Origin of the sequence: Amycolatopsis sp. NPDC051102 (genome assembly GCF_040682815.1) — a bacterium.
Taxonomy (GTDB): Bacteria; Actinomycetota; Actinomycetes; order Mycobacteriales; family Pseudonocardiaceae; genus Amycolatopsis.
In genome coordinates this window covers 93,502-119,099 of record NZ_JBFBBT010000012.1, presented here as the reverse complement: position 1 = coordinate 119,099, position 25,598 = coordinate 93,502, and the positions used below count along the sequence as shown (strand labels likewise).

The window sequence follows — 25,598 nt, the reverse complement described above, 5'->3', positions numbered from 1 at the left end:
GCCGATCATAGGCGGGCGCGTGTGCTTGGATCGCGGCATGGAGAACCGGAAGATCACCCGTCTGGGCCGTGAAGTGTCGGTCGTCGGGCTGGGCTGCTGGCAGCTCGGCGCGGACTGGGGCGAGGTCGACGAGAACGACGCACTGGCCGTGCTGCACGCGGCGGCCGACAACGGTGTCACCTTCTTCGACACCGCGGACGTCTACGGCGACGGCCGCAGCGAAAAGCTCGTCGGCCGGTTCCTGGCCGAGCGCGGCGACGTCTTCGTGGCGACCAAGATGGGCCGCCGGGCCGAGCAGGTGCCGGAGAACTACGTCGCCGCGAACTTCCGCGAGTGGAACGACCGGTCGCGCCGCAACCTCGGCGTCGACACGCTCGACCTGGTCCAGCTGCACTGCCCGCCGACGCCGGTGTACTCCTCCGACGCGGTGTACGACGCGCTCGACGCGATGGTCGAGGAAGGCCGGATCAAGGCCTACGGCGTGAGCGTCGAGACGTGCGAGGAGGCGCTGACCGCGCTGGCGCGGCCGCACGTCGCTTCCGTCCAGATCATCCTGAACTGCCTGCGGCTCAAGCCGCTGGAGGACGTGCTGCCCGCGGCGGCGGCCGCCGGCGCCGGGATCATCGCGCGGGTGCCGCTGGCGTCGGGCCTGCTGTCCGGGCGCTACACCGCCCAGACGACGTTCGCCGAGAACGACCACCGCAACTACAACCGCAACGGCGACGCCTTCGACGTCGGCGAGACGTTCTCCGGCGTGCCATACGACGTCGGGCTGGAAGCGGTCGAGCGGCTGCGCGGGCTCGTGCCGGCCGACCAGACGCTCGCGCAGTTCGCGCTGCGCTGGATCATCGACCAGCCGGGCGTCAGCACGGTCATCCCGGGTGCCCGCAACGCCGAGCAGGCCCAGGCGAACACCGTCGCCGCCACGCTGCCGCCGCTGTCCGCGGAAGCGGCCGTCGGCGTCCGCGAAACCTACGACGAGCTGATCCGGCCGCTGGTGCACGATCGCTGGTAGGCCCGGCATGATGGGCCGATGATGACGCCCGAAGAGCTCCTGACGACCACCAGGACCGTCCGCAAGCGCCTCGACCTCGAGCGCCCGGTGCCGCTGGACCTGGTCAAGCACTGTGTGCAGGTGGCCCTGCAGGCGCCGAGCGGTTCGAACACGCAGCGGTGGCAGTGGCTGGTGGTCACCGACGCGGGCCAGCGCGCTGCGCTCGGCGGGATCTACCGCCGGGCGTGCCAGGAGTACCTGGAGTCGTCGCGGGCGGCGGGCAAGCTGTTCGCCGACGACCCCGAGCGGTCGAAGGTGCAGCAGCGCGTGGGCGACAGCGTCGCGTACCTGGCCGACCGGATGGGTGACGTGCCGGTGCTCGTGGTCCCCTGCCTGGAGACGGACTCGGCGGAGCTGCCGGCCGGCAACCAGGCGGGGCTGTGGGCGTCGCTGCTGCCGGCGGTGTGGAGCTACATGCTGGCGGCCCGTTCGGTGACGCTGGGCACGGCGTGGACGACGCTGCACCTGAAGTACGAGCAGGAGGCGGCGGAGGTGCTGGAGCTGCCGAAGAACGTCCACCAGGCGGCCCTGATCCCGACGGCGTTCTACACGGGCGACACGTTCAAGCCGGCGGCCCGGCAGCCCCTCGAGGAGGTCCTGCACCTCGACCGCTGGTGACCACCCGCGAAGGCCTCCTTGCCGGGGCAGATGGGGGACGTCGGCAAGGAGGCCGTCACGGCCTTTCGGCGGCCAGGTGGTCTAGCGCACGGTCAGGGTCGGGCTTTGGATGCCCCAGGCGTCGGCCTGGGACCCGGGCAGCCAGACGTCGACGATGTCGTCCTTGATCCAGCTGCCGATGTCGGCCGCGTAGCACTCGCCGTAGCCGGGCACCGAGAACCGCGTGCCCCACGGGATGTTCCGGGCGTCGACGGCGCAGAAGCCGGGCCCGGCGTTGTAGCCCAGGGCCGTCTGGGCGACGTCGTTGTACGAGGTGACGCGGTAGTTCAGCGTGGTGCCGGCCGGAACGCGGTAGGCCGCGAGCCGGTTCGCGCCGTCGAGGCGGTAGGCGGTCGAGATCTGGCCGAGCGAGCCCGGGGAGTTGTCCTCCGCCGTCATCGCGTAGAGCTGGTAGTTCGCGTTCTGGCACGGGCTCGCGTCGGTGACCGTGAGCGTCGGCTGGCCCCAGTCGCTGATCCACTGCAGGGCCTGGCCGTTGCGGAACGCGCGGTAGGCCTTCGCGCCGGCGACCCGGGCGAAGGTGAAGGTGACCTTGCCGTCGGCGCCCAGCCCCCCGCTGACCGAGCCGGGCGCGGGCAGCCGGTTGCTCACGTCGGCGGCGCCGACGAGCGTGCCGGGGCCGTGCCCGCCGGTGACCGGGCGGTCGGGGATCGGGCCGGTGTAGAAGTGCTGGCAGGCGGGCAGCGTCGCGGCGGAGGCCGCAGGAGCGACGAGAAGGCTCGCGAAGGCGGTCAGCGCGAGGACGTGGGCAAGACGCATGACGGGGAAACCTCCATGGTGGGGACCGGGGTGGAGGTGACGCGAGCGGGGTCACCGCTGTTCACGACGTTAAGTGGCCTGGACCACTCCGTCAATAGGTCTAGACCTTTAATCGCCGATCGGCGCAGTCAGAGGTAGCTCACCAGGCGGTCGGCCAGCTCGGCCGGGTGGCTGAGCGGCACGCAGTGCGGGCCGTCGAGCTCGTCCGGCTCGATGCCGAGCCGCTCGCGCGCCACCCGCCGCTGGAAGTCCGGGACGAAGAACCGGTCATCACGGGCGAGCAGCACCCGGGTGGGGACGTCCGGTTGGGCCGGCAGCGGCCACGGCTCGTCCCACTCCTTGCTGACCTGTTCGCGCCCGTGCGCCTGGCACGCCTCGGCGAGCGGCACCGGGACGCCGTTGAAGAACTGCTCAGTCTCGCTCAGCCCCTTCGGCGCTTCGAAGCCGGTGTTGCCCCACCACTGCCCCGGCGGTTCGCCGGGCGCCGGGATCATCCCGGCCAGGTACACCAGCAGCCGCGCCCGGACCTTCGCCGCGACGAGCGGCGCGGTGAACCCGCCGTACGAGTGGCCGACGACGGCGACGTCCGTCCGGTCGCCGAGGGCGGCCAGGACCGTCTCGGTGAACTCCGCCAGCCCGGCCGAGGGGTCGGTGATCGGCAGGTCCGGCGCCACCGCGTCGTGCCCGCGAGCTTCGAGCTCCGGGATGAGCAGGTGGAAGTCCCAGCCGCTGCCGCCGCCTCCGTGGATGAGCGCGAAAGTCGTCACGCGGGCCAGCTCAGCAGCGGTGCAGCATGTCGGTCAAGGCGGTTTTCTCGGCCTGCGTGACGGTCAGCCCGTAGTAGTGCTTCACGACGATCCAGTCGCTCGCGTAGGTGCACCAGAACGCCACCAGCGGCGGCTTCCATTGGTCGGGCGCCTTGTCGCTCTTCTGCTGGTTGAGGTTGTCGGTGACGGCGAACAGCTGCGGCCGGGTCAGGTCGTTGGCGAACTGCTCGCGCTTCTCGGTCGTCCACGCCTTCGCGCCGCTCGCCCACGCCTGCCCGAGCGGGACCATGTGGTCGATGTCGAGGTCGGTGGGCTTGGTCCAGGTCTCGTCGTCGTAGACGCTGGTCCAGGTGCCGGACGTCGGCTTGCAGTCCTTGTCGGTCTTGACGTCCTTGCCGTCGCGCTTGAGGACGACTTCGCGGGTGTCGCAGCCGGAGCCCTGGCTGTCCCAGTGCGGGAACTTCTCGCGCGAGTAGCCGTCCATGGAGGTTCGCGCGGCGATGGTGAGTTCGTCGAGCTGCTTCTGCGCGTCGGCCGCGCCGACCGGCACCGGCGCCCCGGACGTGGGCGGGGTCGCACCCGCGCCTCTCGTCGCCCAGTACCCGAAGAGCGCGATGGCGAGAACCACGACTACCAGCAGGGTTCGCTGCGTCACGCTCAGCCGAAAGGTCCGGGCCGCCACGAATTTCTCCTCTCACCTGCGCCGTCGCGCGGCGTAGTCTCACCTCTGCCGACGCGGGACAACCGCGCCGACACGACGACCTGGCGCGAATGTGACGTCGCCCACCCACGGCGGATGTGTCACACGGAGCCGATCATCTGCGACTACCGGAGCAGGACCCATCCGGAGGGAGCAGCCGATGCCCGGCCGGCTCAAGAAGTTCGACGAGTTTTTCCAGCGCAAAGCCGCCGAGGGCGGCAACGTGGTCGCCATGGCCCGCATGGGCTCGGCGATGCGTGAACGCGGCGAGCTCGCCGAGGCCGAGTCGTGGTACCGCAAGGCCGCCATGGGCGGCGACCGCGTCTCGATGACGGCGCTGGCCCACCTGCTCGCCGAACGCGGCGTGCTGGACGAGGCCGACCGCTGGTACCACGAGGCGGCGCTGGCCGGCGAGCCGCACGGGATGCACTTCCTCGCCAAGTCCTACGAGCGGCGCGGCAAGCGCGAAGACGCCCGCCACTGGTACGGCGAGGCCGCGCGCGCCGGCGACCTGCCCTCGATGGCCGCGCTGGGACGGCTGCTGCGCGAAGAGGGCGACGGCGAAGGGGCCCAGTCGTGGCTGCGCCAGGCCGCCGAAGCGGGCTTCACCGGCGCGATGATCGACCTGGGCATCGTGCTGCGCGACCGCGGCCAGGCCGCCGAGGCGTCCCGCTGGTGGCGCTCCGCCGTGCAGGCGGGCGACCTGGCGGCGACCTGCCAGCTCGGCCGGCAGGCGGAACGGCTCGGCCGGCCGGGTGACGCCGAAACGTGGTACCGCCAGGGCGCGAGCGGCGGCCACGTCGAGGCGGTCGTCCGGCTCGGGCTGCTCCTGCACCGCCGCGGCGACCTCGAGGAGGCCGAGAGCTGGTACCTCGACGCGGCCGAGCGCGGCGACCCGGCGGCGATGACGAACCTCGGCGTCCTGGCCCGCAACCGCGGCGACGAAGGCGAAGCCGCCGCCTGGTACCGCAAGGCCGCCGAGCACGGCAGCATCCCCGCCCTCACCAACCTCGGCCACCTGGCCGAGCACCGCGAGGACCTGGCGGCGGCCGAGCAGTGGTTCCGCCGGGCCGCCGAGACGGGCGACGTCCAGGGCATGCTCAGCCTGGCGCGCATGCTCCGGGCTCGGGGTGCCGCGCACGAGGCCGAACTCTGGCTGGCGCGCGCTGAGACTGTCCAAGATGACCGGGAGCACCAACACTAGCTATTGTGTGATCCAATTCACAGTTCTAGCCTGAGAGCGCACCCCAGGAGGTTGCGCAATGAGGCCACGGGTCCTGGTCGCGAGTATCGGCAACGTCTTCCTGCACGACGACGGCTTCGGGGTCGAAGTGCTCCGCGAACTGGACCGGGCGGGCCTGCCCCCGTGGGTGCAGATCGCCGACTACGACATCGCGACGGTCCACCTGGCGTACGACCTGACGGGTGGCTACGACACGACGATCCTCCTGGACGCGACCCCGCACGGCGGCCCACCGGGCACGCTGACCCTGACCTCGGCGCCGGACACGCACGACCTACCCGGCGACGCGGTGGTGCGCCTGCTCCGCCTCCTGGGCGGCGACGCGGGCCGCGTCCTGGTCCTGAGCTGCGAACCGGCGTGCGTCGACGGCGGCATCGGCCTGTCCCCCGCGATCGGGGCGGCGGTCCCGGCCGCGGTGCGCGCGGTCACCGAACTGGCCTGGGGCGCGAGCCCGGAACTGCCGGTCAGGGAGAAGACGGAGGTCTGAGTCGGTCGCCCGCTATTGGCGAAGCTCGGCGAATGCGGACCTGAACGCACCCTTGAAGAGCTCGGGTCCACAGAAGGAGACGGGACCCATGACGGTGCGGCCGGTGCTGATGGTCGTAACCACCTCACTCGGGGCCACCACGAACGCAGCGCCGACGTCGATCATCGTTGTCCGCGCTTCGGTCAGGTAAGTGAGCGCTTGACTGTAACCCCTACGAATGTACCCGTAGTCCTTGCTGTACTTGCATTCGATGATGAGCGCGCGGCGGCTTCCCTCGTTGATAAGCATGATGTCGGGGCTCTTCGTTTGACCCGGACGCTGCAGCCCACGCGTTGCCTCGACGTAGGGCTCGACCTGGCCGTACTTCGCCCACAGACCCCCGGCTTCGAACCACAGGTGCCAGGTCTGCCCCGCCGACTCCAACTCGTAGGCAGCACCGCTGGCCCCGCCGTAAAGAGGACGCAGACTGACCGGCCGATGACCTTCGGCCTTGAGCGAGGTGAGGACGAGGCCGAAGACGCCGAGGTGGAACAGCGCCGAAGCGAGTTCTTCGTCCGGCATGATCTGCGCTTTGGCCAGCGCGATCAAATCAGGACCATCTTCCTTGCGCAGGAGGTCGGCCAGGTCGGCCACCACTCGCCACTTCGGCCCGGCTCGGCGGACATCCTTGATCACGGCCGAGTCCGGTAGAACCGCGGCAACCTGCTGCAGCTCCGGCCGCTCCACGAGTTGGTCAAGCACTCTCAACTGCTCGTCGACGAGCGGCTTCTTCCGGCGCAGATCCTTGAAGGACGCATCGCGGTACACCAGGAGCATGCGTTCGACGGTCCACCGCAGGGCGCTCAGCAATGCCTCGTCGGAAGTCCGCTGCCTAGTACGTCCCACGAACTCGCGGGGTGGCCACCCCGTTCGTCGAGTCGCCGCCCAATCGATGCGCCCTTGCGGTGCCGGACTCGCTACCCGGGACACCTGCGAGTGGACCGGGATGATCGCCAACCAGTCACGTACCCGGACGGGCATGCGCTGCAGGCTCTCGCAACAGTTCTCGAAGAGCACGCGGTGTGCTCGCCGTTCGACGTCGCGCTTTGTCCAACGGCTGAATTCGTCGTTCCGCAGTACTGCGGCGAGCCCGGCGAAGAGGTCGCCCTTGCCAGACCAGCTGTGGAAGAGTTCCCGCACGCCCTCCCACGGGATCGACAGGGTCGGCTCGTCGACGCGCGACGCCGTCACTGCAGTTCACGCAGCCGACTGTGGACCCATCCCCACTCCCCGCCGAGGACGTCTTCGCGACTCAAGCTCTCTCCCAGTCGATCCAAGTCATCGCCGAGCACGGCGAGCCAGGTACCCATGCTGCTCAAGTACGCCTCCGCGACGAGTTGCGTCAACGGCACGGCCGTGTCGTCTCGTCTCCCAGCCGCAACGTACTGCGGGATGGCCAGCAGCGCAGCCGGCCCCATCGCGTCGCCCTGCACCTCGGCGTGAGAGCGGTAAATAGCGGAAAGCATCGACGCCAGCGTGGCCTTCTCAGGTTCGTCCAACGTCGGCCCAAGGTCGTCCAGGCGAGTCCGAAGGGCCCGCGCGAATGCCTCGGCGCCCGGAATCGGCACGGGAATGTGGTCGAATCGCCGTCCCAGCGCCTGCCCGAAGCGGAACACCCGCTGCGCATCGACGGCGTTGTACGTTCCCAGCAGCCTCCAGTCGGTACCGGCCAGGTAACTGATCGGCCCACCGCTCGCGCCACCGCGACGCAAGCGGCTCAAACCGATGACCTGACTGTGTGGCGTGTCAGCCCAACCCAAGATGATCTTGCCGGCTCCCGGCTCGCCACTCGTCCGGCCCACCTCGACCGTTTGGCCGGACAACCAGGTGAACAACCCCGCGAATATGCGGTCGAGATCGGCGCGGTTGGCCTCGTCCAAAATCAACCACCGGTCCTGCCGGATGGCCTCCAGCACGTGTCCGGGGCTGAAGCGGAGTCGTCCCTGGTCGTCCACGGTGTCGCCTCCGACCAGTTCCCGGACGGTCCACGACTCATCCGGGGTGACCAGTATCGGCTTGCGGAGCCGAGTCAGTCCGTGAACTGACGGGTCCTTGCTTATCTCGGCGACCAACTCGGTGAGCAAATGCGTCTTCCCCGTGCCTGGTGGGCCCACGAGCATCACGGCGGGCCGCGACCGGACGGACGCCTTGAGCATGCGCCGAACTCGTTCGTCAAGCTCTAGCCGGTACTTGGGCTCGGCAATCGGTGAGACTTCTTCAGCCTCGATTCCGAGGAACTCGCTCAACACGGACGCCGCGCTCTCGCCTCCTGCGCCGTACCCCAGCCAGACAGCCTCCCACCCAGTGGCCTTCCAGCCGAAGACGAGGCCAACGGAAACGCGCTCAGGGGGCGGAGCGACCAACAGCTCCCAGAACTCCTCGGACACCGCCGCAGCCCTGTCGTCTGCGCGCAGGTCCACCAGTGCTACCCCGAGTACCGCGCGGGCCAGCTGCCCGGTCCTCCGGAACTGTTCAACCAACTCGTCTTCACCGGTGACACGGACCGCGACGACCTTGTCGATCGGCAATGAGCCCGCGTTCGTCGCGAGAAGCACCTCAAGCTGGCGCAGCTCATCGCCGAGTTCGTCGTGGTCAGCTTCTGCTAGCCCTATTTCCGCGAGCTCGTCCGCCAGTCGCTGCGGCAGTTCCGTCATGGCAGACAACCGTACTGGCGCTGTGACACCGAACAGCGCCGACACACTACGTCACTGTTCTGGTGCCCAGACAGGGCACGACACGCTCTCGCGTAGCTAAGCGAAGGGCGCGTACTCGCGCTTCGCGCAGCTACACTCCGTCGCTGAGGACACGGAGGGGTGAGGTGGACGAAAGGCAGCTCATAGCTGAGCTGAAAACGCTCCGCGTAGCTCGAGTCGGGGGTCAGCGTGCTCCGCACAAACCCCTCCTGCTGCTCTGGCTCCTCCAAATGTTCGTCAAGCGACGTAGGTGGGACGCGACGTACGACGAGGCGGAGGCTCCCGTCGGCCGCCTCATCAGCAAATACGCCCCCGGCGCCGCCGAGGCCACCGACTTGGCCGCCAACCCCTTCATCCGCCTGGAACGATCGCTTTGGGAACTCTCGGATTCGTCAGGCGCTGCGATTGCCGGCAATACCTCCCAAAGCGGCTCATGGCTCAAAGCCCGTGGCGCGCGTGGTCGACTACGTCCCGGAATTGCACGACTCCTGAACAACCCGAAGACCCTCGTTGCCGCGATTGAGGCGCTATTGGAGGAGTACTTCACACCGGGCGCGGCGGAGCTTGTCCGGGCAGAGCTCGGGCTCGACCTCGTCTTCAGCCCGGCTGCCTCGCCACTGCGCCGCCCCAGTCGCTCGGTCAGCAAGCGAGTCGATCGCGCTGAAACGGAGTCTGTTCGCGGGCGATTCCACCTGCCCACGAACTTCGAGAACCTGGACTACGACACGCGGCTGCGGTGGCGGGCTCTGATGTGGTTGGTCCAGGTTCGCGCAACCAACAACAATCGCATCCCGTCGAACCAGCTGAGCCTCTTCGAGTTCGAAGGCAAGAGGATCGCTCTGGCGGACCGGCAGCGGGGCATCCGAAAGCCGAAAGAGCTGGAAGCCGCACTGTCGATCAAGACCGCCTATAGGCCAGACCACCAGTCACGCCCCTACGAAGACGGCGTCATCGGCGAAAGACTGCGCCGCTACAAGTACGCCGGCGAGGATCCGAACTACTTCACGAACGTCGCCCTGCGCCGAGCCTACGAACAGAAACTGCCGCTGATCTACTTCCTCGGCCTGGCCAGCGGCATCTACGAGGCCCTGTTCCCGTGGTGGATCGTGGCAGACCAGCCGGAGGAGCTCCAAGTGGTGATCAGTCTCGACCCGCCCCAGGGCACCGATCCGATCTGGACCCCCTGGGCTCGGCGTGGCCGCCACGCCGCCAGATAGCGAGTCCCGGCTGATCAGCTCACACCCTTCGCGAGGCCCGGGAGGTCCGGCAGCTGCCGCAGGGCTTCGAGCACCACGTTGACCGCCGCCCGCGGTGGGGAGCCGCGGCGGACGACCGCCGCGATCGTGCGCGTCACCGGGGTTGCCAGCTCGCGCGTCGCCACGCGGTAGCGGCGGTCCACGGCCAGGCCGGGGAGCAGGGCGATCGACAGGCCGGCTTCGACGTGCTGCAGCGTCATCAGGTAGTTGCTGAAGCGGCACACCACCCGCGGCTCGAAGCCCGACTCCCGGCACAGGCGCAGCGTCAGGTTCGCCATGTACGACTGCGGCACGTCCAGCGCCCACGGCGCGTCCGCGTAGGCCGAGAGCACCGCCGGGCCGCGGGGCGCCTCCGGCGGTGTCACCAGCACGATCGGGTCCGTCGCCAGCGGGATGATGTCGAGGTCGGGGCCCAGCGGCAGCTCAACGAAGTCGGTCGTGGTGATGATGACGTCGGCGTCGCCGCCGCGCAGGGCCGGGATGCTCTCGTGCGGTTCCAGCTCCAGCAGCTGGACCTCGAGGTGCGGGTGCGTCAGCCGGGTCACCGCCGGCACCGCCAGGGTGTGGATCGCGCTCTGGAACGCGCCCAGCCGGACCAGGCCCGCCGGTTCTTCGCCGAGGCTGCGCAGCTCCGCCTCGACCGTGTCCATGTGGTCGAGGATCGCCCGCGCGCGGCGGGCCAGCATCAGCCCCGCCGGTGTCAGGCGGACCCGGCGGCCGGTGCGTTCCAGCAGCTGGGTGCGGGTTTCCGCTTCGAGGACGGCCAGCTGCTGCGAGACGCTCGACGCGCTGAGGTTCGCGTCCTGCGCCACCGCGCGGATCGTGCCCAGCGTGTCCAGCCGGCTCAGCAGGCGCAGGCGCCAGGGGTTCAGCATGCCGCCATCCTTGTTCGGCGAAACCGAACAGGAAAGCCGGAATTGTGAGATGGACGTGGCGCTCGCGGCGGACCTACCGTCGGAGCCATGGCTGCTTCCTTCTGGGCGGACGTCGACCGGCACCTCGTGCGTTACGGCGGCGCTTTCACCCGCGAAATCATCGACCACGCCGAGGGCAGTTTCGTCGTCACCGAGGACGGCCGCCGGATCCTCGACTTCACCTCCGGCCAGATGAGCGCGATCCTCGGGCACTCGCCCCCCGAGATCGTCGAGACCGTCCGGCGGCAGGCCGGGCGGCTGGACCACCTGTTCAGCGGCATGCTGAGCCGCCCGGTCGTCGACCTCGCGCGGCGGCTGGCCGAGACGCTCCCGGCGCCGCTGGAGAAGGCGCTGCTGCTGACGACCGGCGCCGAGTCGAACGAGGCGGCCGTCCGGATGGCCAAGCTGGTGACCGGCAAGCACGAGATCGTCTCGTTCGCGCGGTCGTGGCACGGGATGACGCAGGCGGCGGCGAGCGCGACCTACAGCGCCGGCCGCCGCGGCTACGGACCCGCCGCACCGGGCAACTTCGCCATCCCGGCGCCCAACGCCTACCGCCCGGACTTCACCGACGCCTCCGGTGAGCTGGATTGGCGGCGTCAGCTGGACTTCGGCTTCGAGATGATCGACGCGCAGTCGGTCGGCAGCCTGGCCGCGTGCCTGGTCGAGCCGATCCTCAGTTCCGGCGGCATCATCGAACCCCCGCCCGGCTACTTCGCCGGCCGAGAAATGCCGCGAGCGCGGGATGCTGCTGATCCTCGACGAGGCTCAGACGGGCTTGTGCCGCACGGGAAACTGGTACGCGTTCGAGCGCGACGGCGTCGTCCCGGACATCCTGACGCTGTCGAAGACGCTTGGTGCCGGGCTGCCGCTGGCCGCGGTGCTGACGAGCGCGTCCATCGAGCAGGAGGCCCACGACCGCGGGTTCCTGTTCTTCACAACGCATGTGTCCGACCCGCTCCCGGCGGCGGTCGGCAACACAGTCCTGGATGTGCTGATTCGCGACCGGCTCGACGAGCGGGCGCTTTCGCTGGGCGCGTTGCTGCGCAGCGGTCTGGACGAAATCGCGTCCCACCACGAGGTCGTCGGCGACATCCGTGGCCGTGGCCTGCTGGCCGGGCTGGAACTGGTGGTGGACCGGGAGACCAAGCGCAGTTCGGACGAGCTGGGGGCGCGGGTCACGCAGCGCTGCCTCGAACTCGGGCTGCACATGAACATCGTGCAGCTGCCCGGGATGGGCGGGGTGTTCCGGATCGCGCCGCCGCTCACGGCGTCCGAAGAGGAGATTGCGCTCGGCGTGTCCATCTTGGACCAGGCGATCGGCGACGCCGTCAAGCTCCTGGCGTGAAAACGGCCTCCTTGCCGGCCCGGGGCGCCGGCAAGGAGGCCGTCACGACAGCGTCAGAAGCCCGCTGTCACCTTCGTGAAGTCCCAGTCGTTCTGGGCGATGCCGCTGCAGGTCGACTGCACGCCGCCGCCGGGGCAGCCGCGGTCGCGGTTGACCGACCAGAACGCCAGGCGGGCGATCTTGTTCGACTTGGCCCAGTTCGTGATCTGGGTCCAGGTCGACAGGTCGGTCAGCTCCTGCTGGTCGGACAGGCCGTTCATGCCGGAGATGCCCACGTGGGCGTACGCCGTGGCGTCACTCCAGCCGAACGTCGACTTCAGCTTGTCGCGCAGCCCGTTCGCCGCGCTCACCGTGCTGTTGTACATGTTCGCACCGCCACCGAAGTCGAACGGCATGATCGTGTACACGTCCACGTTCGCGCCCAGCGCCTTCGACTGGTCGATGAGCCGGTTGCCGTAGTAGTTCGGGCCGGTCGTCGACGTGCCGAAGGTCAGGATCGTCTGGATCCCCGGGTTGTTCTGCTTGACGATCTTCAGCGCGTTCAGGATGCGGTCCTGCACGGCCTCGTTCTCGAACTCGTCGGAGTTCTCGATGTCGATGTCGATCGCCTTCAGCCCGTAGGCGCTGATGACCTGCTGGTAGGCGCCGGCCAAGGCCTCCGGCGTCGAGCAGGCCGGGCCGAGCTTGGTGCCGCTCCAGCCGCCGAACGACGGCACGACCTGGCCGCCCGCCGCCTTGATCTGCGAGATCGCGGCGGCGTCGGCGCTGCCCTGCAGCGGACGGCTGCTGTCCCACGCCGGGTTGCAGCCACCGGAGGCGTTGACGAACGCCATGGTGAACCACTTGACCCCGGTCGCGTTCATCACCGTCTGCGGGTTCGGCGGGCTGCCCCAGCCCATGTACAGGTACGGCGCGCCGCGGCCACCCGCCGGGGGCGGTGTCGTGGTGGTCGGCGGGGTCGTCGTCGTCGGAGGCGGCGTCGTGGTCGTGGGGGGTGTACCCCCGGCGGCACAGGAACCCCCGTTCAGCTTGCAGTTCGACGGCGCGGCGTACGAACCCGAGTACGTCACGTTGAAGCCGAAGCTGGCGCTACCGCCGTTGGCGACGTTGCCGTTCCAGGTGTTCTTGACCGTGACGTGCTGGCCGGACGCGGTGTAGCTGCCGTCCCAGAGGGACGAGATCTTCGCGCCGGACGGCAGGTCGAACTCGACGGTCCACGACGGCAGCGTCGAGCCGGAGCCGTTGGCGATCGTGTACTTGCCCTCGTACCCGGTGCCCCAGTCGGAGCCCTTCGAGAAGGTCGCGGACACGCCGCCCGCCGCGTTCGCCGGGGCGATCACGAACATCGCGCCGATCGTGGCGGCCGCGGCCGCCAGCCCGAGTGCGGGCAACCACCGGCGGCTCATGACAGGCCGTTCTTCATCGCGGTGATGAGCTCGCCGCCCGTGGTGTCGCCGGTCAGCTCCCAGAAGAAGGCGCCGCCGAGTCCCTGCTGCTTGGCGTAGGACATCTTGCCGCCGATGGTCGCCGGGGTGTCGTAGCTCCACCAGTTGCTGCCGCACTTGGCGTACGCGGTGCCGGCGAAGGTGCCGGTCGACGGGCAGGTGTTCTTGAGGACCTTGTAGTCCTCGATGCCCTGCTCGTAGGTGCCCGGCGCGGGGCCGGTCGCGGTGCCGCCCGGGGCGTCCTGCGTGACGCCGGTCCAGCCGCGGCCGTAGAAGCCGATGCCCAGCAGCAGCTTGCTCGCCGGGACGCCCTTGCTCTTGAGCTTCTGGATCGCCGCGTCGGAGTAGAAGCCCGGCGTCGGGATGCCGTTGAAGTTGGTCAGCGGCGAGTGCGGGGCGGTCGGGCCCTGCGCGGCCCAGGCGCCGAAGTAGTCGTAGGTCATGACGTTGAACCAGTCGACGTACTGCGCCGCGCCGCCGTAGTCGGCGACGTCGAGCTTGCCGCCGTTGCTGCCGTCCGCGGTGATCGCCGAGGTGATCAGGAACGACGAGCCGAACTTCGCCCGCAGCGCGCCCAGGAGGTTCTTGTAGGCCGCGGCACCGCTGGTGTCACAGGAGAGACCGCAGGCGTTGGGGTACTCCCAGTCGATGTCGATGCCGTCCCAGATGTCGGCCCAGCGCGGGTCCTTGAGCAGGCTGTAGCAGGACTGCGCGAACGCGGCCGCGTTCTGCGCGGCCTGCCCGAAGCCGCCCGAGTAGGTCCAGCCGCCGAACGACCAGATCACCTTGAGGCCCGGGTGCAGCTTCTTGAGCTTGCGCAGCTGGTTGAAGTTGCCGGCGACGGGCTGGTCCCAGGTGTCGGCAACCCCGTCGACACTGCCGGCGGCGTCGTAGGTCTTCTGGTAGTCGGCGTACGGGTCGTCGTTCGCGGTGCACTGACCGTTCTTGACGTTGCCGAACGCGTAGTTGATGTGGGTCAGCTTGCTGGCCGAGCCGGAGGTTTCGATGTTCTTGACGTGGTAGTTGCGCCCGTAGACGCCCCACTGCACGAAGTACCCGACGTTCTTCAGGCCGCCCGGCGGGGGTGGCGTGGTGGTCGTCGGCGGGGTGGTGGGCGTGGTCGGCGTGGTGGGGTTCGTGGTCGGCTGCGTCGGGGTGGTCGGCGTCGTGGTGGGAGTGCCACCACCGGCGTCGCAGGAACCGCCGTTCAGCTTGCAGTTCGACGGTGCCGAGTAGGTGCCGGAGTAGCTGACGTTGAAGCCGAAGCTGGCGGTGCCACCGTTGCCGACGTTGCCGTTCCAGCTGTTCTTGACGGTGACGTGCTGCCCGGAAGCGGTGTAGCTGCCGTCCCAAAGGGACGCGATCTTCGCGCCGGAAGGCAGGTCGAACTCGACAGTCCAGCTCGGCAGTGTCGCGCCGGAGCCGTTGTTGATCGTGTACTTGCCTTCGTACCCGGTGCCCCAGTCGGAGCTCTTGCTGAAGGCGGCGCTCACTCCACCGGCAGCGCTCGCCGGCACGGTGACGAGACCGACCGCGATCGCGCCGACCGCGGTGAAGAGACCGAGGAGGTGCCATCTCTTTCTGGACATCGCTCTCCCTTGAGCCAGGTGCAGGGACGGCGAACACCAACACCGCCGGCGGGGACCAGGGCGGTGTTTGCGCCGTTTTGCGAAGACGTTACGTGGTCCAGACCAATTACGGAAGTGTCACCACGGAGCGTGGTTGATGGTCAAGACCAGTCCTGGATACGAGCACCTCATTGGTCCAGTCCGGTTACGCAGCGGATTGATCGCTCAGCGCCGACCCTTCCGGTTCCGGAGCAGGACCGCGAAAGCCACGGCGGGGAACAGCAGGAGCCACAGATTCGGCAGCCACCACACCGGGTTGAAGTCGGCTCGAAGGATCCAGAAGGAGATCGCCTGCAGCCCCGCCGTGAAGGTCAACGTCAACGACACCGCCACGACGAGCCGGCCGTTCGGGTGGCCGCGCTTCAGCGCGCGCAGACCCGCGAGCCCGGTGAGGCTGGCCAGGACGTCAAGAACGAGGAACGAGTAGTTCCAGTCGGTGAGCACGGGGTCGGCGTAGTCCTTGAAGGCCCAGCCGGGCGGGATCAGCTCGGCGGTCACGATCACCCAGTAGACAAGGAAGCCGGCGTCGGTGAGGACGAGGGACCACCGAGTCAGGCAGGGCACCGCGAGCGGAGAGGGTTTCACCGGTCTCGATCACTCTTTCCCGGCGGCCGTTTCGATCATTTCCACCAGCGTCCGTCGCAGGTCGAGGTAAAGATTTTCCGTCGGTTGCGCAAGTTTCAGGATGCGACTCGTCCACCAGCCGTCAGCGGCGAAACGAACGAGCGTGGCCACTGTCGGGTCGAGTCCGTCGGAAGCCAGCCTCCGCTGCCACTCGGTGTATTTTTCCCGGAGGATTTCGAGTGTTTCGTCGCCACCGCTGATGGCACTCAACAGAGCTACGGAAACTTGGTCGCGCTGACCGCCCGCCTCGGGCTCGGATTCGGGAACGGCGGCGGCCAGCCAGGCCATGGTGAATGCACCCGGGGGCGCCCCTTCGGGAGGCAGCACCTTCTCGAAAGTGTCGACCTGGCGGCGCAGCACACCTTCGATCAAGGCGTGCTTACTGCGGAAGTGGTGGAGCAGGCCACCCTTGCTGACGCCGGCCAGCGCAGCCACGTCCTCCACCCTCAGAGCGTCCGTGCCCTTCTCAAGGATGAGCTTCTCGGCGGCGTCCAACACCTTGGTGCGCAGCATATGACTCCCAAACCGTCTAGACGGTCGGTCCAGCTTAGCCGACTTGCCCCGTCGCGGCAACGAGCTCGAGCAGAGCCGACTAGCTACTCACGGTGTTCGATGTGACACTTTCCGCCACGGTGCACAGTCTCAGCTGGCGCAGCACAAGCCATGGTGAAGAGGCATTCTTCAGGATTCGATCGGGAATCGAAAAATCTGTGTGTCCCGCCCAGCCGAGCTGGTGGATCCGGCCGAGTTGGCTGCTCGAGGCCGCTTCGACACTGATTAAGCAAGCACTCCGAAGGCGGCACCAATTGAGATGATCATGACTTGCCGATCAATTCCTCCTGATGGAGCAATCCAGTAACAGCCTGAAGTTTCTTCCGATATCCTGACCGAAGTCGCGACGCTGGGGGCATCGCCAAGGCTGTCGAAATTTCTGCGTGCGACTGGGGGGCAGCCGGACTGCGAGCGAGCCAAGGGCCGTTCAGCGCACTGGCCGAACCCGTCCGTGAAACGTGAATCTCGGAAGACGGGTTGACCAGATGGATATTTTCCACAAATGCGACGGCTTCACCGCGGCGCGGGAGGCGATGGCTGCGGACCTGTACCCGTACTTCGTCGTGCTGGACGGTCACGAAGGTACGGAGGTGCGCTACCAGGGCCGGTCCGTCGTCATGTGCGGCTCCAACAACTACCTCGGTCTGACGACGGACCCGCGCGTCAAGGCGGCGAGCCAGGCGGCGACCGACGAGTTCGGCACCTCGTGCACCGGCTCCCGTTTCCTCAACGGGAATCTGGCGCTGCACGAGCAGCTCGAACGAGAACTGGCCGCCTACTGCGGCAAGGAGGAGGCGCTGGTCTTCACGACCGGCTACCAGGCCAACCTCGGCGCCGTGAGCGGGCTCGTCGGTCGCGGCGACCACGTCTTGATCGACCGTGCGGCACATGCGTCCGCGATCGACGCCGCGGCGCTGAGTGGCGCACGGACGCGGACGTTCCGGCACGACGACCCGGCGTCGCTGCGCCGCCTGCTGCGGAGCTGCCCGCTGGACGCGGGGCGGCTCGTGGTCGTCGACGGCGTGTACTCGATGGACGGTGACGTCTGCTCGCTGCCGGAGCTGCTCGCGGAGTGCCGTGCGTTCGGTGCCCGCCTGCTGCTCGACGACGCCCACGGCATCGGAGTGCTCGGTGGTGGCCGCGGCACCGAAGCGCACCTGCCCGGGGACGACGAGGCCGACCTGACCACCTTGACCTTCAGCAAATCGCTGGCCTCCGTCGGCGGTGCGGTGCTGGGCAGCGCGCAGGTCGTCCATTACCTCCGTCACCACGCGCGCAGCTTGATCTTCAGCGCCGGCATGTCCCCGGCGAACACCGCCGCGGCGCTCGCCGCGCTCGGAATCCTGCGGGAGGAGCCTTGGCGGGTCGAGCGATTGCACGAGAACGCCGCGTACCTCCGGGCGGGGCTGCTCGACCTCGGGATCGACGTCGGCACCGGGACGTCCCCCATCGTGCCGGTGTTCACCGCCGACCACACCGAGACCTTCGTGCTGTGGCGGCGACTCCTCGACCGAGGGGTGTACGTGAACGCCGTGGTGCCGCCGGCGGCATCCCACCGGCTGCGCATGAGCGTCATGGCCACGCACACACCCGATCAGCTCGACCACGTCCTCAACGCGTTCGCGGACGTGTTCGCCGATCGGTCGCTGGCGGTCGGGGCCTAGGGTGACCGGGAACGCCAGGTCCGTCATCGCCGCGGTGTGCGCGGCGATGCTGATCGACAGTCTGCTCTACAGCTTGGTCGTCCCGGTTCTGCCCGGGTACGCGGCCCGGCTCGGAGCGAGTCAGGCGGAGATCGGCGTCCTGTTCGCCTCCTACGCCGTCGGGCTGGTGGTGGCCACCCCGGTGCTGGGCCGGCTGTCCGACCGGTTCGGCCGGCGCCGCCCGATGCTCGCCGGCTCGGCCGGGCTGGCGGCGAGCACGGTGCTGTACGCCTTCGCCGACTCCTACGCGCTGTTGCTGACAGCTCGCTTCGCCCAGGGCGTGGCCGCGGCGGCCGTGTGGACGGCGGGCGTGGCACTGGTCGCCGACTTGGTCCCGGCCGAGCGGCTCGGCCGGTCCATGGGGCTGGTCATGGGCGCGATGTCGGTCGGGCTGATCCTCGGTCCGCCGTTGGGCGGGTTCCTGGAGCAGTACGGCGATCACCGCACCCCGTTCCTGGCCGTGGTGGCCGCCACGGTGGTGGGTGCGGTGATCCAGGCGGTCCTGATCCGCGACGGCGCCCGGCGAGTGGCCGTCGCCTCGGTCCGCAGCCTCCTCCGCGATCGGTCCCTGCGCGGAGTGGTCGTCGCCGTGGCGCTGGGTTCGTCGGCGCTCAGCATGCTGGAACCGATCTTGCCGCTGGCGCTCGCGGATCGGTACGGCGCCACCCCCGCGGTCATCGGCATCGTGTTCGGCGCGGCCACCCTCGCCAACGGCGCGGCCAGCCCGGTGATCGGCTTCGCCGCCGACCGCTGCCACCGGGTCCGGCTGATGGCACTGGGGCTGGTGCTGTCCGGGGGCCTGCTGCCGATGCTGCTGCTCCCGGGCGGGCCGGTGGGGACCGGGGCGGTGCTCGTGGCGTTCGCTGTCGCCTACGGCTTCGTTCTCGTGCCCGCGCTCCCCGAACTCGCGGCGGTCGCCGAGCGCCACGGCGGCGGCGCCTACGCGACCGTGTTCGCCGTCTTCAACCTCAGCTACTGCGTCGGCATGGTCGTCGGCCCGACGGCCGGTGGCGCCGGCGCCCAGGTGTCGTTGCCGGCCACGTTGGCCGTGACCGGAGCGCTCCTGTGCTTTTCCGGGCTGCTGCTGCTCACCCGCATCACCGTCACACCGGAACCGCGTCCCACCGCACGGCAGAAAGGCTCATCCCAGTGATCAGCACCAGACTGGCCATCAGGGCTCTCCGCCTGGCCGTCACGCGAGCATCGTCGAACCCGATCCGCGACTACGATGCCGCGAGCCAGGACTACGACTCGTTCTTCACCCGGGTGATGGGCAAGCACTCGGCCGACGCGCTCGAACTGGTCAAGATCGTTCCCGGGGACGTCGTGGTCGAGCTGGCCTGCGGCACCGGCCACCTGACCACGCGGATCCAGGAACGGCTCGACTCGCGGGGCACGATCCTCGCCGTCGACAAGTCGCCCGGCATGCTGGCGGTCGCCCGGGAAAAAGTCACGCCGCGGCCGGGACTCACCGTCGACTTGCAGGTCGGCGACATGACCGAGTTCCTGCGGGCGCTGCCGGATGCGAGCGCCGACATCGTCATCTGCGGCTGGGCGATCTGCTACGCGAAGCCGGTGCAGCTGCTCAAGCAGATCCACCGGGTGCTCCGGCCCGGCGGCCAGGTCCTGGTCGTCGAGACGCGCGCGGACGCGCTCCGGACGCTGGTGGAATCGCTGGAGCAGGTGTTCGCGCAGGACCCCTCGGTGATGACCGCGCTCATCCGGGTCAACCTGCCCAAGAACGCCGACGTCGTGGCCCGGTGGTTCACGAGGGCGGGGTTGTCCGTTTCGCGGCGCGAAGAGGGAGAGCAGCTCCTTCCGGTCCATTCGCCCGACGAAGCGCTCGAGTACGTCCAGCGCTCCGGCGCGGCGGCGGGCTTCAAGGACGCCGTCGACGCGAGCCGGGAGGCCGAGGTCCTGGCCAAGCTGCGCACCGCGCTCGCCGAGCGGGCCGGGGAACTGACGCTGCGTCACACCTACGTCGTCGTCTCGGGTCGCAAGCTGGGACCCCGCTGGTGACCGCCGGCCAGATCGTGCCCAAGCGAGAGCTGCCACCGGCCGGACGCGGGAAACGGGCAAGGGGGATCGACCGGTGGCTGCACCGGCTGGCCGAGGGGATCGTCCGACGGCGCAAGCTGGTGGTTGTCGCCTGGCTGGTGCTCATCGCCGCGTGTACGCCGTTCGCGTTCGACCTGCCGTCCATGCTCACCAAGCAAGGCGCGTCGAAGGTCGTGCCCGGCACCGCGAGCGCCGACGTCGAACAGCTCGTCCAGCGCGAGTTTTCGCAACGGTCGCAACGGGAGACCCTGCTGGTGGTGGCCGCGCCGGACGTCCGCGACGCCCGGGTGAAGCGGCTGCTCGAAGAGATCGACACCGAGCTGCGGCCGTGGTCCGGCCGCGGTCTCGTCGGGCAGACGTCATCTCTGTTCACCACGTACCGCGACGCCGTCGTGCAGTACCTCGCCACGGTGCGGAACGAGGTCTCCGCCGCGGCGCCGGATCCGGCGGCCAGGCCGGCGGCCGTCGACGGTCTGGTCGCGGCCGGCCAGCTGCCCGGCGAGCTCGCCGGGCCGGCGAAAACCGCGCTGACCACCGGTGACGCCGGACTTGCCGAGGTTGCCACCGGGGTCACCTTGGCCGCGGACTGGAACCGGTTCCCTGTCCCGCTGCCGGCGGAGCTCGTCGCCCGGTTCGCGTCGACCGGAGGCGACAGCACGCTGGTCACCGTGAGCTTCACCGATCGGGCCGGTAAGGATCCCGACGTGGCAGGCCTGCGCGATATCGGCGCCCGGGCGCTGGCGGCGAGCGGGCTCGAGCACACAGCGCGCGTGCACGTCACCGGCGAACTCGCGCTCATCCACGACACCTACGCCAAGGCCGACAGCGACAACGGCACGATGGAAACGGCAGCGTACGTGCTCATCTTCGTGGTGCTGCTGCTGTTCTTCCGCGCCGTGCTGCCCGCGATCATCACGCTGGTCTCGATCGGCCTCGCCATGAACGTCAGCCAGGCCGCGCTGTTCGCCCTCGGGCACGCGGTGACGCTGACGCAGTTCACCGTCACGATCATGACTTTCGTGATGCTGGGCGCGGGCGTCGACTACAGCATGCTGTTGTCCTCGCGCTACCGCCAGGAACGCCTCGCCGGACGGTCGGCGCGCGACGCGGTGGTCGCCGCGACGGCGCGTTCCGGGGAGAGCGTCCTGCTCGCCGCGGCAGCGGTCGTTCTCGCGTTCGGCGCGACGCTGCTTTCGCCGGTCGACTGGATTCCGCCGCTGGGCTACGGCGGCCTCATCGGCATCCCGTTGATCCTCCTAGCGGCGCTGACCCTCACCCCGGCACTCCTGGCGATCCTGGGCGACCGGTTCTTCCTGCTCGGCCGCAACGCGCTCGGCAACATGGAGGAATCCGGCGCCCTCAGCGGCTACCTGAAGAAGATGTCCGCGCTCGCGCGGCGGCGCCGCGTCGCGGTGCTCGTGGTCTTCCTGGCGCTGACCGCACCGTTCGCCGTGGTCACGGCGCTCGGCAAGACCACCGCCGATCCGGTGGCGCTCAGCCCGGCCACCGACTCGAAGCAGGGGATCGACGTCGTCACGGGCGGTTGGGGTGCCGGCACGGCGTTCCCGAGCGTGGTCGCCGGGCGGGTGCGCCCCGACCTCGCGAGCCCGGACACTCTGCGGCCCGCCGGGTACCAGGCAGTCACCGCCTTGACCGCGAAGCTCGCCTCGGTCGGGGGTGTGGCCGGGGTCGACGCGCTGACGAGGCCGTTCGGGAAACCGCTGGGCGAAGCGGAAACCGCGGCTCTTCCGCCGGTCGTTCGGCACGACTTCCTGTCCCCGCAAGGGGATCTCCGGATCGTCCTCCGGCTGCAAGCCGATCCCTACTCGGAACCCGCCCGTGCCGTCCTGAAGCAGGTCGACGCGGTGCTGGCCGCGGACGGTGCGACGGTCGGCTCCCTCGCACTGGGCGGGACGACGAGGGTGGACGAGGAATACCACGCCGCGCTCAACTCGAGCTTCTGGCAGATGGTCGTGCTCGTGTCCCTCGGCGTGTTGCTGATGCTGCTGGTGACGCTGCGGTCGATCCTGATCCCCGTCCAGCTGATCGCGACCATCATGCTCAGCAACGTGTGGGCGATCGGCATCACCGTTCTCGTGTTCGAAAAGGTGCTCGGCGACGCGATCATCGACGACCTGCCCATCTTCCTGGTCATCTTGATGATGGGCTTGGGCATGGACTACGAGATCTTCCTCGTGACCCGCGTCCGGGACCTCGCCAGAGAGGGTCTGGGGATCGCGGACGCCACCGGCCGGGCGGTCGTCGACACCGGCCGGGTGATCACCTTCGCCGGTCTGGTGATGGCCGGAAGCCTCGGCACGATGATGCTGTCGTCGACGCTGATGCTGCGACAGTACGGAACCGGCTTGGCCGCGGCGGTCCTGCTGGACGCCACGCTGATCCGGATGCTGTTCGTGCCGGCGGCGCTCGTCCTCTTCGGCCGGTGGAACTGGTGGCTGCCCCGGATCGGCCCACGGCGCCGAGCGGCCACGCCGTGACAACGCGGAACCCGTCGCTGCTGTCCCACGTCCGGGGCTGGCACGAGGCGGCGCCGGTGCTCAGTGCCCTCGCCGGGTACGGGGTGCTGGCGGCGGTCCGGCTCGCCGGCGCGTTCACCGTGCCGTGCACGGTGCTGTCGATCCTCCTGACGCCGTCGGTTTTGGTCGCCGTGCCGCGTGACTCCTGGACCGGCGTCGGGCTGCGTCCGGCCCGCAAGCTCCCGGCGGCCGTCGGCATCGGAGTCGTGCTGGTGACCTATGTGGACGTCGTGTCGTGCAACTGGGCCGCGTTCGGCACGACGACGGGCAACTGGACGATGGGGATCCCGGCGCTGTTCCGCACCATGGTGCCCGGCAACGAAGTGCTTCTGTGGGTTTTCATGGTCCTGGCCATGGGGCTGTTCGTGCCGCTACTGGAAGAGATCTGCTACCGGGGAGTGCTGTTCACCGCGGTCGCCCGGCAGGCCGGCACGGCCGTGGCCGTGGTGGTTACGTCGCTCGGCTGGGCCTTCGTGCACCTGGGGAACTACGGGCTCAGCCCGTTCGCCCCGGCCGTGATCGCCGGCGTGCTGCCGTCGGTCTTCTGCATGGGACTGGCCCTCGGCTACTGCCGGGTGGTGACCGGCTCGGTGTTCGCCAGCGCCGCGGCGCAGGGCATCGCGAACCTCGCCCTGGTCTCGTGGGTGACGATGGCGGCGCCGCCATGACCATGGCAACGCAACTGGCGCTTCGCCTGGTGACGGACGACATCTGGAGCTACGTCGAGCCGCTCCTGCCGTCTGCTCGGACCCGGCCACAGGGTGGGGGCCGGGCCCGCGTCGAGAACCGGGCGGTTTTCACGGCGGTGGTGTTCGTCCTGGCCACCGGCTGCACGTGGCACCGCTTGCCGCCCGCTTTCGCGGTCAGCGCGTCCACCGCGCACCGCCGGTTCCTGGAGTGGACCCTGGCCGGCCTGTGGGATCGAGTCGAGCACGTCCCGCCGGACCGGCGGATCACGCCGACGGAGCGGGAGTGGTTGCGAGCTTTGGCGGCCGAGGCCCGTGCGCGGGCCGGGCGCACCTGAAAGCTGTGCCACGCAACACCAGGACGAGCTCGGCGGGTGATGGGGCAAAGAAAGAAGCCCCCTCCGGAGAGGGGGCTTCTTTGCTGTCTCAACCAGACGTGCGCCCGAAGGGATTCGAACCCCTGACCTTCTGATCCGTAGTCAGATGCTCTATCCAGCTGAGCTACGGGCGCGTGTTCAGTTGTAACCTAGCACCCGGCGAACCGGGTGCCAGCGGAGGCTCCGGGATTTGAACCCGGGAGGGGGGGTTACCCCCAACCGCATTAGCAGTGCGGCGCCATAGACCAGACTAGGCGAAGCCTCCTGGGCCCAACGACCACTGCTCAGATAGGTTACACACCCCCCGATCACCCCGGAACAGCACCCCCCTTACGCCCGCTGGAGCAGTCTGAGCAGGCGTGGGGAGCGGCCGCCCAGGCCTTCGGCCTCGAACGTTGCGATGCCCACCCGGGGGAGGTCGCGGACCTTCGGGTACACCAAGTAGCGGGGGACCCAGCGGGGCTGGAACTTCGCGTTGAAGCGGTACAGCGACTCGATCTGGATCCAGCGCGAGAAGAAGTGCAGCACCTTCGCCGACATGCGAGCGACCGGGCCCGCGCCGATGCGCTGGCCCTGCTCCATCAGCGCCCGGAACGCCGCGAAGTTCAGCGAGACCTGCGTGACGCCGTGGCGGCCCGCTGACAGCAGGAGCTCCGAGATCATCAGCTCGTTGACGCCGTTGTCGGCCGTTCTGTCGCGGCGCATGACGTCCAGGGAGAGACCCGTTGTGCCCCACGGGACGAACTGGAGCACCCCGCGGACGCGGCCGCCCTGCTCCGCCGTCACCAGTACCGAGCCCGGGTCGCCCATGCGGCCCAGTGCCATCGAGAAGCCGCGCTCGGTGTCCGTTCCGCGCCAGTTGGCCGCCAGGACCTCCAGCTCGGCCAGCTCGCCCGGGCGCAGGTCCTCCGCCCTTCGCACCAGGACCTTGTAGCCCGCCCTTTTCGTCCGGGCCGCGGCCTGGCGGACGCCGCGCATCGTGCGGCCGTCCAGGGTGAAGCCCGCCGCGTCGACCACCGCTTCGTCGCCGATCTCCAGTACCTCCAGGCCGAACCGGGCCCAGACCGTCGCGCCGAGTTCGGAGACACCCATCGCCGCCGGGGTCCAGCCGTTGCGGCGGCAGACTTCCAGGTACTCCTCGATCGCGCCCGGCCACGCCTCGTGGTCGCCCAGCGGGTCGGCCGAGCACAGGGCCACGCCGGCGATCACGCGGTAGGTGACCGCCGCCTTGCCCGTCTTCGAAAACACCGCGAACTTGTCGCGCCGCAACGCGAAGTAGCCGAGCGAGTCGCGCTCGCCGTGCTCGTCCAGCAGCCGGCGCAGCCGCGCGACCTCCTCGTCGGTCAGCCGGGGCGCCGGCTCCGCCGAGCGCAGCAGGAAGTACGCCGACACCAGGACCGCGGCGAGGCCGAACAGCAACCCGACGGCGGCGGTCAGGTCCTCCAGCCACATCTGGTGGAACACCGCGGGCCCGCTGGCCGCGACCAGCGCCAGCGCGGACTCCGCGAGCCGGTCGCCGAAGCCCATCGGCTCCAGGACCGCCCGCGGCGCCACCGACAGCAGGATGACGTTGATCACGAACCCGGCGAGCGCGAGCTGGACGAACACGCGCACCGCCCGCCAGCGCCCGACCACCGGGTCCGGCTTGGCCACGAAATAACGCCGGTTCGCGATCAGGCCCACCAGCAGCACCACCGACACCAGGCCGGCGGCGAAGACGTGCTTCAGCCCGAGGTGCGACATCGTGAGCAGCACCGTCGCGCCGACCGCCAGCTGCCACGCCCGGCGCTTGCGGCGCCGCAGCCCCGCGGCCAGCAGCACCAGCAGCACGCCCATGACCAGCGCCACGGTCGCCGCGGCGACCGTGGCCTCCTGCGGCAGCTCCAGCCACTCGGCCAGGTGCCCGCGCAGGCTGCGGCGCCCGGCCGGGATCAGGATCGAACCCAACGTCATCAGGCCCGCCAGCCGGGTCACCCAGGTGATCACCCCCACGGTGGTGGCTCCGGCCACCTTCCAGGTGATCTGCGCGCGTGTCCCCGTCACCACCTGT

The 25,598-nt window shown here is 69.4% G+C and carries 21 protein-coding genes, 2 tRNA genes and 2 pseudogenes; 12 read left to right on the top strand and 13 right to left on the bottom strand.

Annotated features, from left to right (window positions below):
• Positions 1 to 37 precede the first annotated feature (37 nt).
• Positions 38 to 1,015 (top strand): aldo/keto reductase, encoded by a 978-nt coding sequence (locus tag AB0M93_RS30065; protein WP_364279190.1) that lies wholly within the window; start codon positions 38 to 40, stop codon positions 1,013 to 1,015.
• An 18-nt stretch (positions 1,016 to 1,033) separates the two neighbouring features.
• The gene (locus AB0M93_RS30060) at positions 1,034 to 1,672 is read left to right on the top strand and encodes a nitroreductase family protein (RefSeq protein ID WP_364279187.1); all 639 of its coding nucleotides are present in this window, start codon (positions 1,034 to 1,036) and stop codon (positions 1,670 to 1,672) included.
• 81 nt (positions 1,673 to 1,753) lie between these two features.
• On the opposite strand, the gene AB0M93_RS30055 is transcribed toward AB0M93_RS30060, so the two are convergent.
• From AB0M93_RS30055 to AB0M93_RS30045, 3 genes are all read right to left on the bottom strand, one after another.
• Positions 1,754 to 2,491, bottom strand: coding sequence for a 3D domain-containing protein (locus tag AB0M93_RS30055; protein ID WP_364279184.1), 738 nt, complete (start codon positions 2,489 to 2,491; stop codon positions 1,754 to 1,756).
• Between the two features lie 128 nt (positions 2,492 to 2,619).
• The gene (locus tag AB0M93_RS30050) at positions 2,620 to 3,258 is read right to left on the bottom strand and encodes an alpha/beta hydrolase (RefSeq protein ID WP_364279181.1); all 639 of its coding nucleotides are present in this window, start codon (positions 3,256 to 3,258) and stop codon (positions 2,620 to 2,622) included.
• A 10-nt stretch (positions 3,259 to 3,268) separates the two neighbouring features.
• Positions 3,269 to 3,940: an HNH endonuclease family protein gene (locus AB0M93_RS30045; protein WP_364279179.1), complete on the bottom strand. Its 672-nt coding sequence runs from the start codon at positions 3,938 to 3,940 to the stop codon at positions 3,269 to 3,271.
• A 178-nt stretch (positions 3,941 to 4,118) separates the two neighbouring features.
• On the opposite strand from AB0M93_RS30045, the gene AB0M93_RS30040 reads away from it, so the two are divergent.
• Entirely contained in the window at positions 4,119 to 5,162 is a 1,044-nt protein-coding gene (locus AB0M93_RS30040) for a tetratricopeptide repeat protein (RefSeq protein WP_364279176.1), read from the top strand.
• A gap of 58 nt (positions 5,163 to 5,220) precedes the next feature.
• The gene (locus AB0M93_RS30035; RefSeq protein WP_364279173.1) at positions 5,221 to 5,688 is read left to right on the top strand and encodes a hydrogenase maturation protease; all 468 of its coding nucleotides are present in this window, start codon (positions 5,221 to 5,223) and stop codon (positions 5,686 to 5,688) included.
• A 12-nt stretch (positions 5,689 to 5,700) separates the two neighbouring features.
• On the opposite strand, the gene AB0M93_RS30030 is transcribed toward AB0M93_RS30035, so the two are convergent.
• Both AB0M93_RS30030 and AB0M93_RS30025 read right to left on the bottom strand, forming a co-directional pair.
• A complete protein-coding gene (locus AB0M93_RS30030) occupies positions 5,701 to 6,918 on the bottom strand; it encodes a hypothetical protein (protein ID WP_364279170.1) in 1,218 nt (405 codons plus the stop codon).
• Entirely contained in the window at positions 6,915 to 8,381 is a 1,467-nt protein-coding gene (locus AB0M93_RS30025; RefSeq protein WP_364279167.1) for an AAA family ATPase, read from the bottom strand. Before AB0M93_RS30025 ends, AB0M93_RS30030 begins: the two co-directional genes overlap by 4 nt.
• Positions 8,382 to 8,650: 269 nt before the next feature.
• Here AB0M93_RS30025 and AB0M93_RS30020 point away from each other — a divergent pair, with 269 nt between their 5' ends.
• Positions 8,651 to 9,637, top strand: coding sequence for a hypothetical protein (locus AB0M93_RS30020; protein WP_364279164.1), 987 nt, complete (start codon positions 8,651 to 8,653; stop codon positions 9,635 to 9,637).
• 14 nt (positions 9,638 to 9,651) lie between these two features.
• Here the strand turns inward: AB0M93_RS30020 and AB0M93_RS30015 are convergent, their stop codons facing one another.
• Entirely contained in the window at positions 9,652 to 10,551 is a 900-nt protein-coding gene (locus AB0M93_RS30015; RefSeq protein WP_364279161.1) for a LysR family transcriptional regulator, read from the bottom strand.
• Positions 10,552 to 10,638: 87 nt separating this feature from the next.
• On the opposite strand from AB0M93_RS30015, the pseudogene AB0M93_RS30010 reads away from it, so the two are divergent.
• A pseudogene (locus tag AB0M93_RS30010) lies at positions 10,639 to 11,938 on the top strand (aspartate aminotransferase family protein).
• A 53-nt stretch (positions 11,939 to 11,991) separates the two neighbouring features.
• On the opposite strand, the gene AB0M93_RS30005 reads toward AB0M93_RS30010, so the two are convergent.
• The 4 genes from AB0M93_RS30005 to AB0M93_RS29990 all read right to left on the bottom strand — a co-directional run bounded on the left by AB0M93_RS30005 (position 11,992) and on the right by AB0M93_RS29990 (position 16,148).
• Positions 11,992 to 13,344, bottom strand: coding sequence for a cellulose binding domain-containing protein (locus tag AB0M93_RS30005; RefSeq protein WP_364279159.1), 1,353 nt, complete (start codon positions 13,342 to 13,344; stop codon positions 11,992 to 11,994).
• Positions 13,341 to 14,972, bottom strand: coding sequence for a glycosyl hydrolase family 18 protein (locus tag AB0M93_RS30000; protein WP_364279156.1), 1,632 nt, complete (start codon positions 14,970 to 14,972; stop codon positions 13,341 to 13,343). The genes AB0M93_RS30005 and AB0M93_RS30000 overlap by 4 nt, the downstream gene beginning before the upstream one ends.
• Before the next feature lie 204 nt (positions 14,973 to 15,176).
• Positions 15,177 to 15,596 carry a DUF5360 family protein gene (locus AB0M93_RS29995; protein WP_364279154.1) on the bottom strand — a complete coding sequence of 140 codons (420 nt, stop codon included), beginning with the start codon at positions 15,594 to 15,596 and terminating at the stop codon, positions 15,177 to 15,179.
• 9 nt (positions 15,597 to 15,605) lie between these two features.
• The gene (locus AB0M93_RS29990) at positions 15,606 to 16,148 is read right to left on the bottom strand and encodes a TetR/AcrR family transcriptional regulator (protein WP_364279151.1); all 543 of its coding nucleotides are present in this window, start codon (positions 16,146 to 16,148) and stop codon (positions 15,606 to 15,608) included.
• 524 nt (positions 16,149 to 16,672) lie between these two features.
• Here AB0M93_RS29990 and AB0M93_RS29985 point away from each other — a divergent pair.
• From AB0M93_RS29985 to AB0M93_RS29960, 6 genes and pseudogenes are all read left to right on the top strand, one after another.
• Positions 16,673 to 17,851: an aminotransferase class I/II-fold pyridoxal phosphate-dependent enzyme gene (locus AB0M93_RS29985; protein ID WP_364279149.1), complete on the top strand. Its 1,179-nt coding sequence runs from the start codon at positions 16,673 to 16,675 to the stop codon at positions 17,849 to 17,851.
• A gap of 1 nt (position 17,852) precedes the next feature.
• Positions 17,853 to 19,043, top strand: a complete 1,191-nt coding sequence (locus AB0M93_RS29980) for an MFS transporter (RefSeq protein ID WP_364279146.1) — start codon at positions 17,853 to 17,855, stop codon at positions 19,041 to 19,043.
• Positions 19,040 to 19,909 carry a class I SAM-dependent methyltransferase gene (locus tag AB0M93_RS29975; protein ID WP_364279143.1) on the top strand — a complete coding sequence of 290 codons (870 nt, stop codon included), beginning with the start codon at positions 19,040 to 19,042 and terminating at the stop codon, positions 19,907 to 19,909. Before AB0M93_RS29980 ends, AB0M93_RS29975 begins: the two co-directional genes overlap by 4 nt.
• Positions 19,906 to 22,446: an MMPL family transporter gene (locus AB0M93_RS29970; RefSeq protein ID WP_364279140.1), complete on the top strand. Its 2,541-nt coding sequence runs from the start codon at positions 19,906 to 19,908 to the stop codon at positions 22,444 to 22,446. The genes AB0M93_RS29975 and AB0M93_RS29970 overlap by 4 nt, the downstream gene beginning before the upstream one ends.
• Positions 22,443 to 23,153, top strand: a complete 711-nt coding sequence (locus AB0M93_RS29965; protein WP_364279137.1) for a type II CAAX endopeptidase family protein — start codon at positions 22,443 to 22,445, stop codon at positions 23,151 to 23,153. Before AB0M93_RS29970 ends, AB0M93_RS29965 begins: the two co-directional genes overlap by 4 nt.
• Before the next feature lie 2 nt (positions 23,154 to 23,155).
• Positions 23,156 to 23,413, top strand: a pseudogene (locus tag AB0M93_RS29960) (transposase); the annotation flags it as partial.
• A 195-nt stretch (positions 23,414 to 23,608) separates the two neighbouring features.
• Here the strand turns inward: AB0M93_RS29960 and AB0M93_RS29955 are convergent.
• The 3 genes from AB0M93_RS29955 to AB0M93_RS29945 form a co-directional block, all read right to left on the bottom strand.
• A tRNA-Arg gene (locus AB0M93_RS29955) sits at positions 23,609 to 23,682 on the bottom strand.
• Positions 23,683 to 23,723: 41 nt separating this feature from the next.
• Positions 23,724 to 23,813, bottom strand: a tRNA-Ser gene (locus AB0M93_RS29950).
• 65 nt (positions 23,814 to 23,878) lie between these two features.
• The gene (locus AB0M93_RS29945) at positions 23,879 to 25,594 is read right to left on the bottom strand and encodes a phosphatidylglycerol lysyltransferase domain-containing protein (protein WP_364279134.1); all 1,716 of its coding nucleotides are present in this window, start codon (positions 25,592 to 25,594) and stop codon (positions 23,879 to 23,881) included.
• Between the last annotated feature and the right edge of the window lie 4 nt (positions 25,595 to 25,598).

Bases quoted from the DNA above. Each gene is read 5' to 3' on its own strand.
- AB0M93_RS30035 (WP_364279173.1), top strand. From the start codon at position 5,221: ATGAGGCCACGGGTCCTGGTCGCGAGTATCGGCAACGTCTTCCTGCAC.
- AB0M93_RS30065 (WP_364279190.1), top strand. From the start codon at position 38: ATGGAGAACCGGAAGATCACCCGTCTGGGCCGTGAAGTGTCGGTCGTC.
- AB0M93_RS30025 (WP_364279167.1), bottom strand. From the start codon at position 8,381: ATGACGGAACTGCCGCAGCGACTGGCGGACGAGCTCGCGGAAATAGGG.
- AB0M93_RS30005 (WP_364279159.1), bottom strand. From the start codon at position 13,344: ATGAGCCGCCGGTGGTTGCCCGCACTCGGGCTGGCGGCCGCGGCCGCC.
- AB0M93_RS29985 (WP_364279149.1), top strand. From the start codon at position 16,673: ATGGATATTTTCCACAAATGCGACGGCTTCACCGCGGCGCGGGAGGCG.
- AB0M93_RS30040 (WP_364279176.1), top strand. From the start codon at position 4,119: ATGCCCGGCCGGCTCAAGAAGTTCGACGAGTTTTTCCAGCGCAAAGCC.
- AB0M93_RS30060 (WP_364279187.1), top strand. From the start codon at position 1,034: ATGATGACGCCCGAAGAGCTCCTGACGACCACCAGGACCGTCCGCAAG.
- AB0M93_RS30015 (WP_364279161.1), bottom strand. From the start codon at position 10,551: ATGCTGAACCCCTGGCGCCTGCGCCTGCTGAGCCGGCTGGACACGCTG.
- AB0M93_RS29990 (WP_364279151.1), bottom strand. From the start codon at position 16,148: ATGCTGCGCACCAAGGTGTTGGACGCCGCCGAGAAGCTCATCCTTGAG.
- AB0M93_RS30000 (WP_364279156.1), bottom strand. From the start codon at position 14,972: ATGTCCAGAAAGAGATGGCACCTCCTCGGTCTCTTCACCGCGGTCGGC.
- AB0M93_RS30020 (WP_364279164.1), top strand. From the start codon at position 8,651: ATGTTCGTCAAGCGACGTAGGTGGGACGCGACGTACGACGAGGCGGAG.
- AB0M93_RS30055 (WP_364279184.1), bottom strand. From the start codon at position 2,491: ATGCGTCTTGCCCACGTCCTCGCGCTGACCGCCTTCGCGAGCCTTCTC.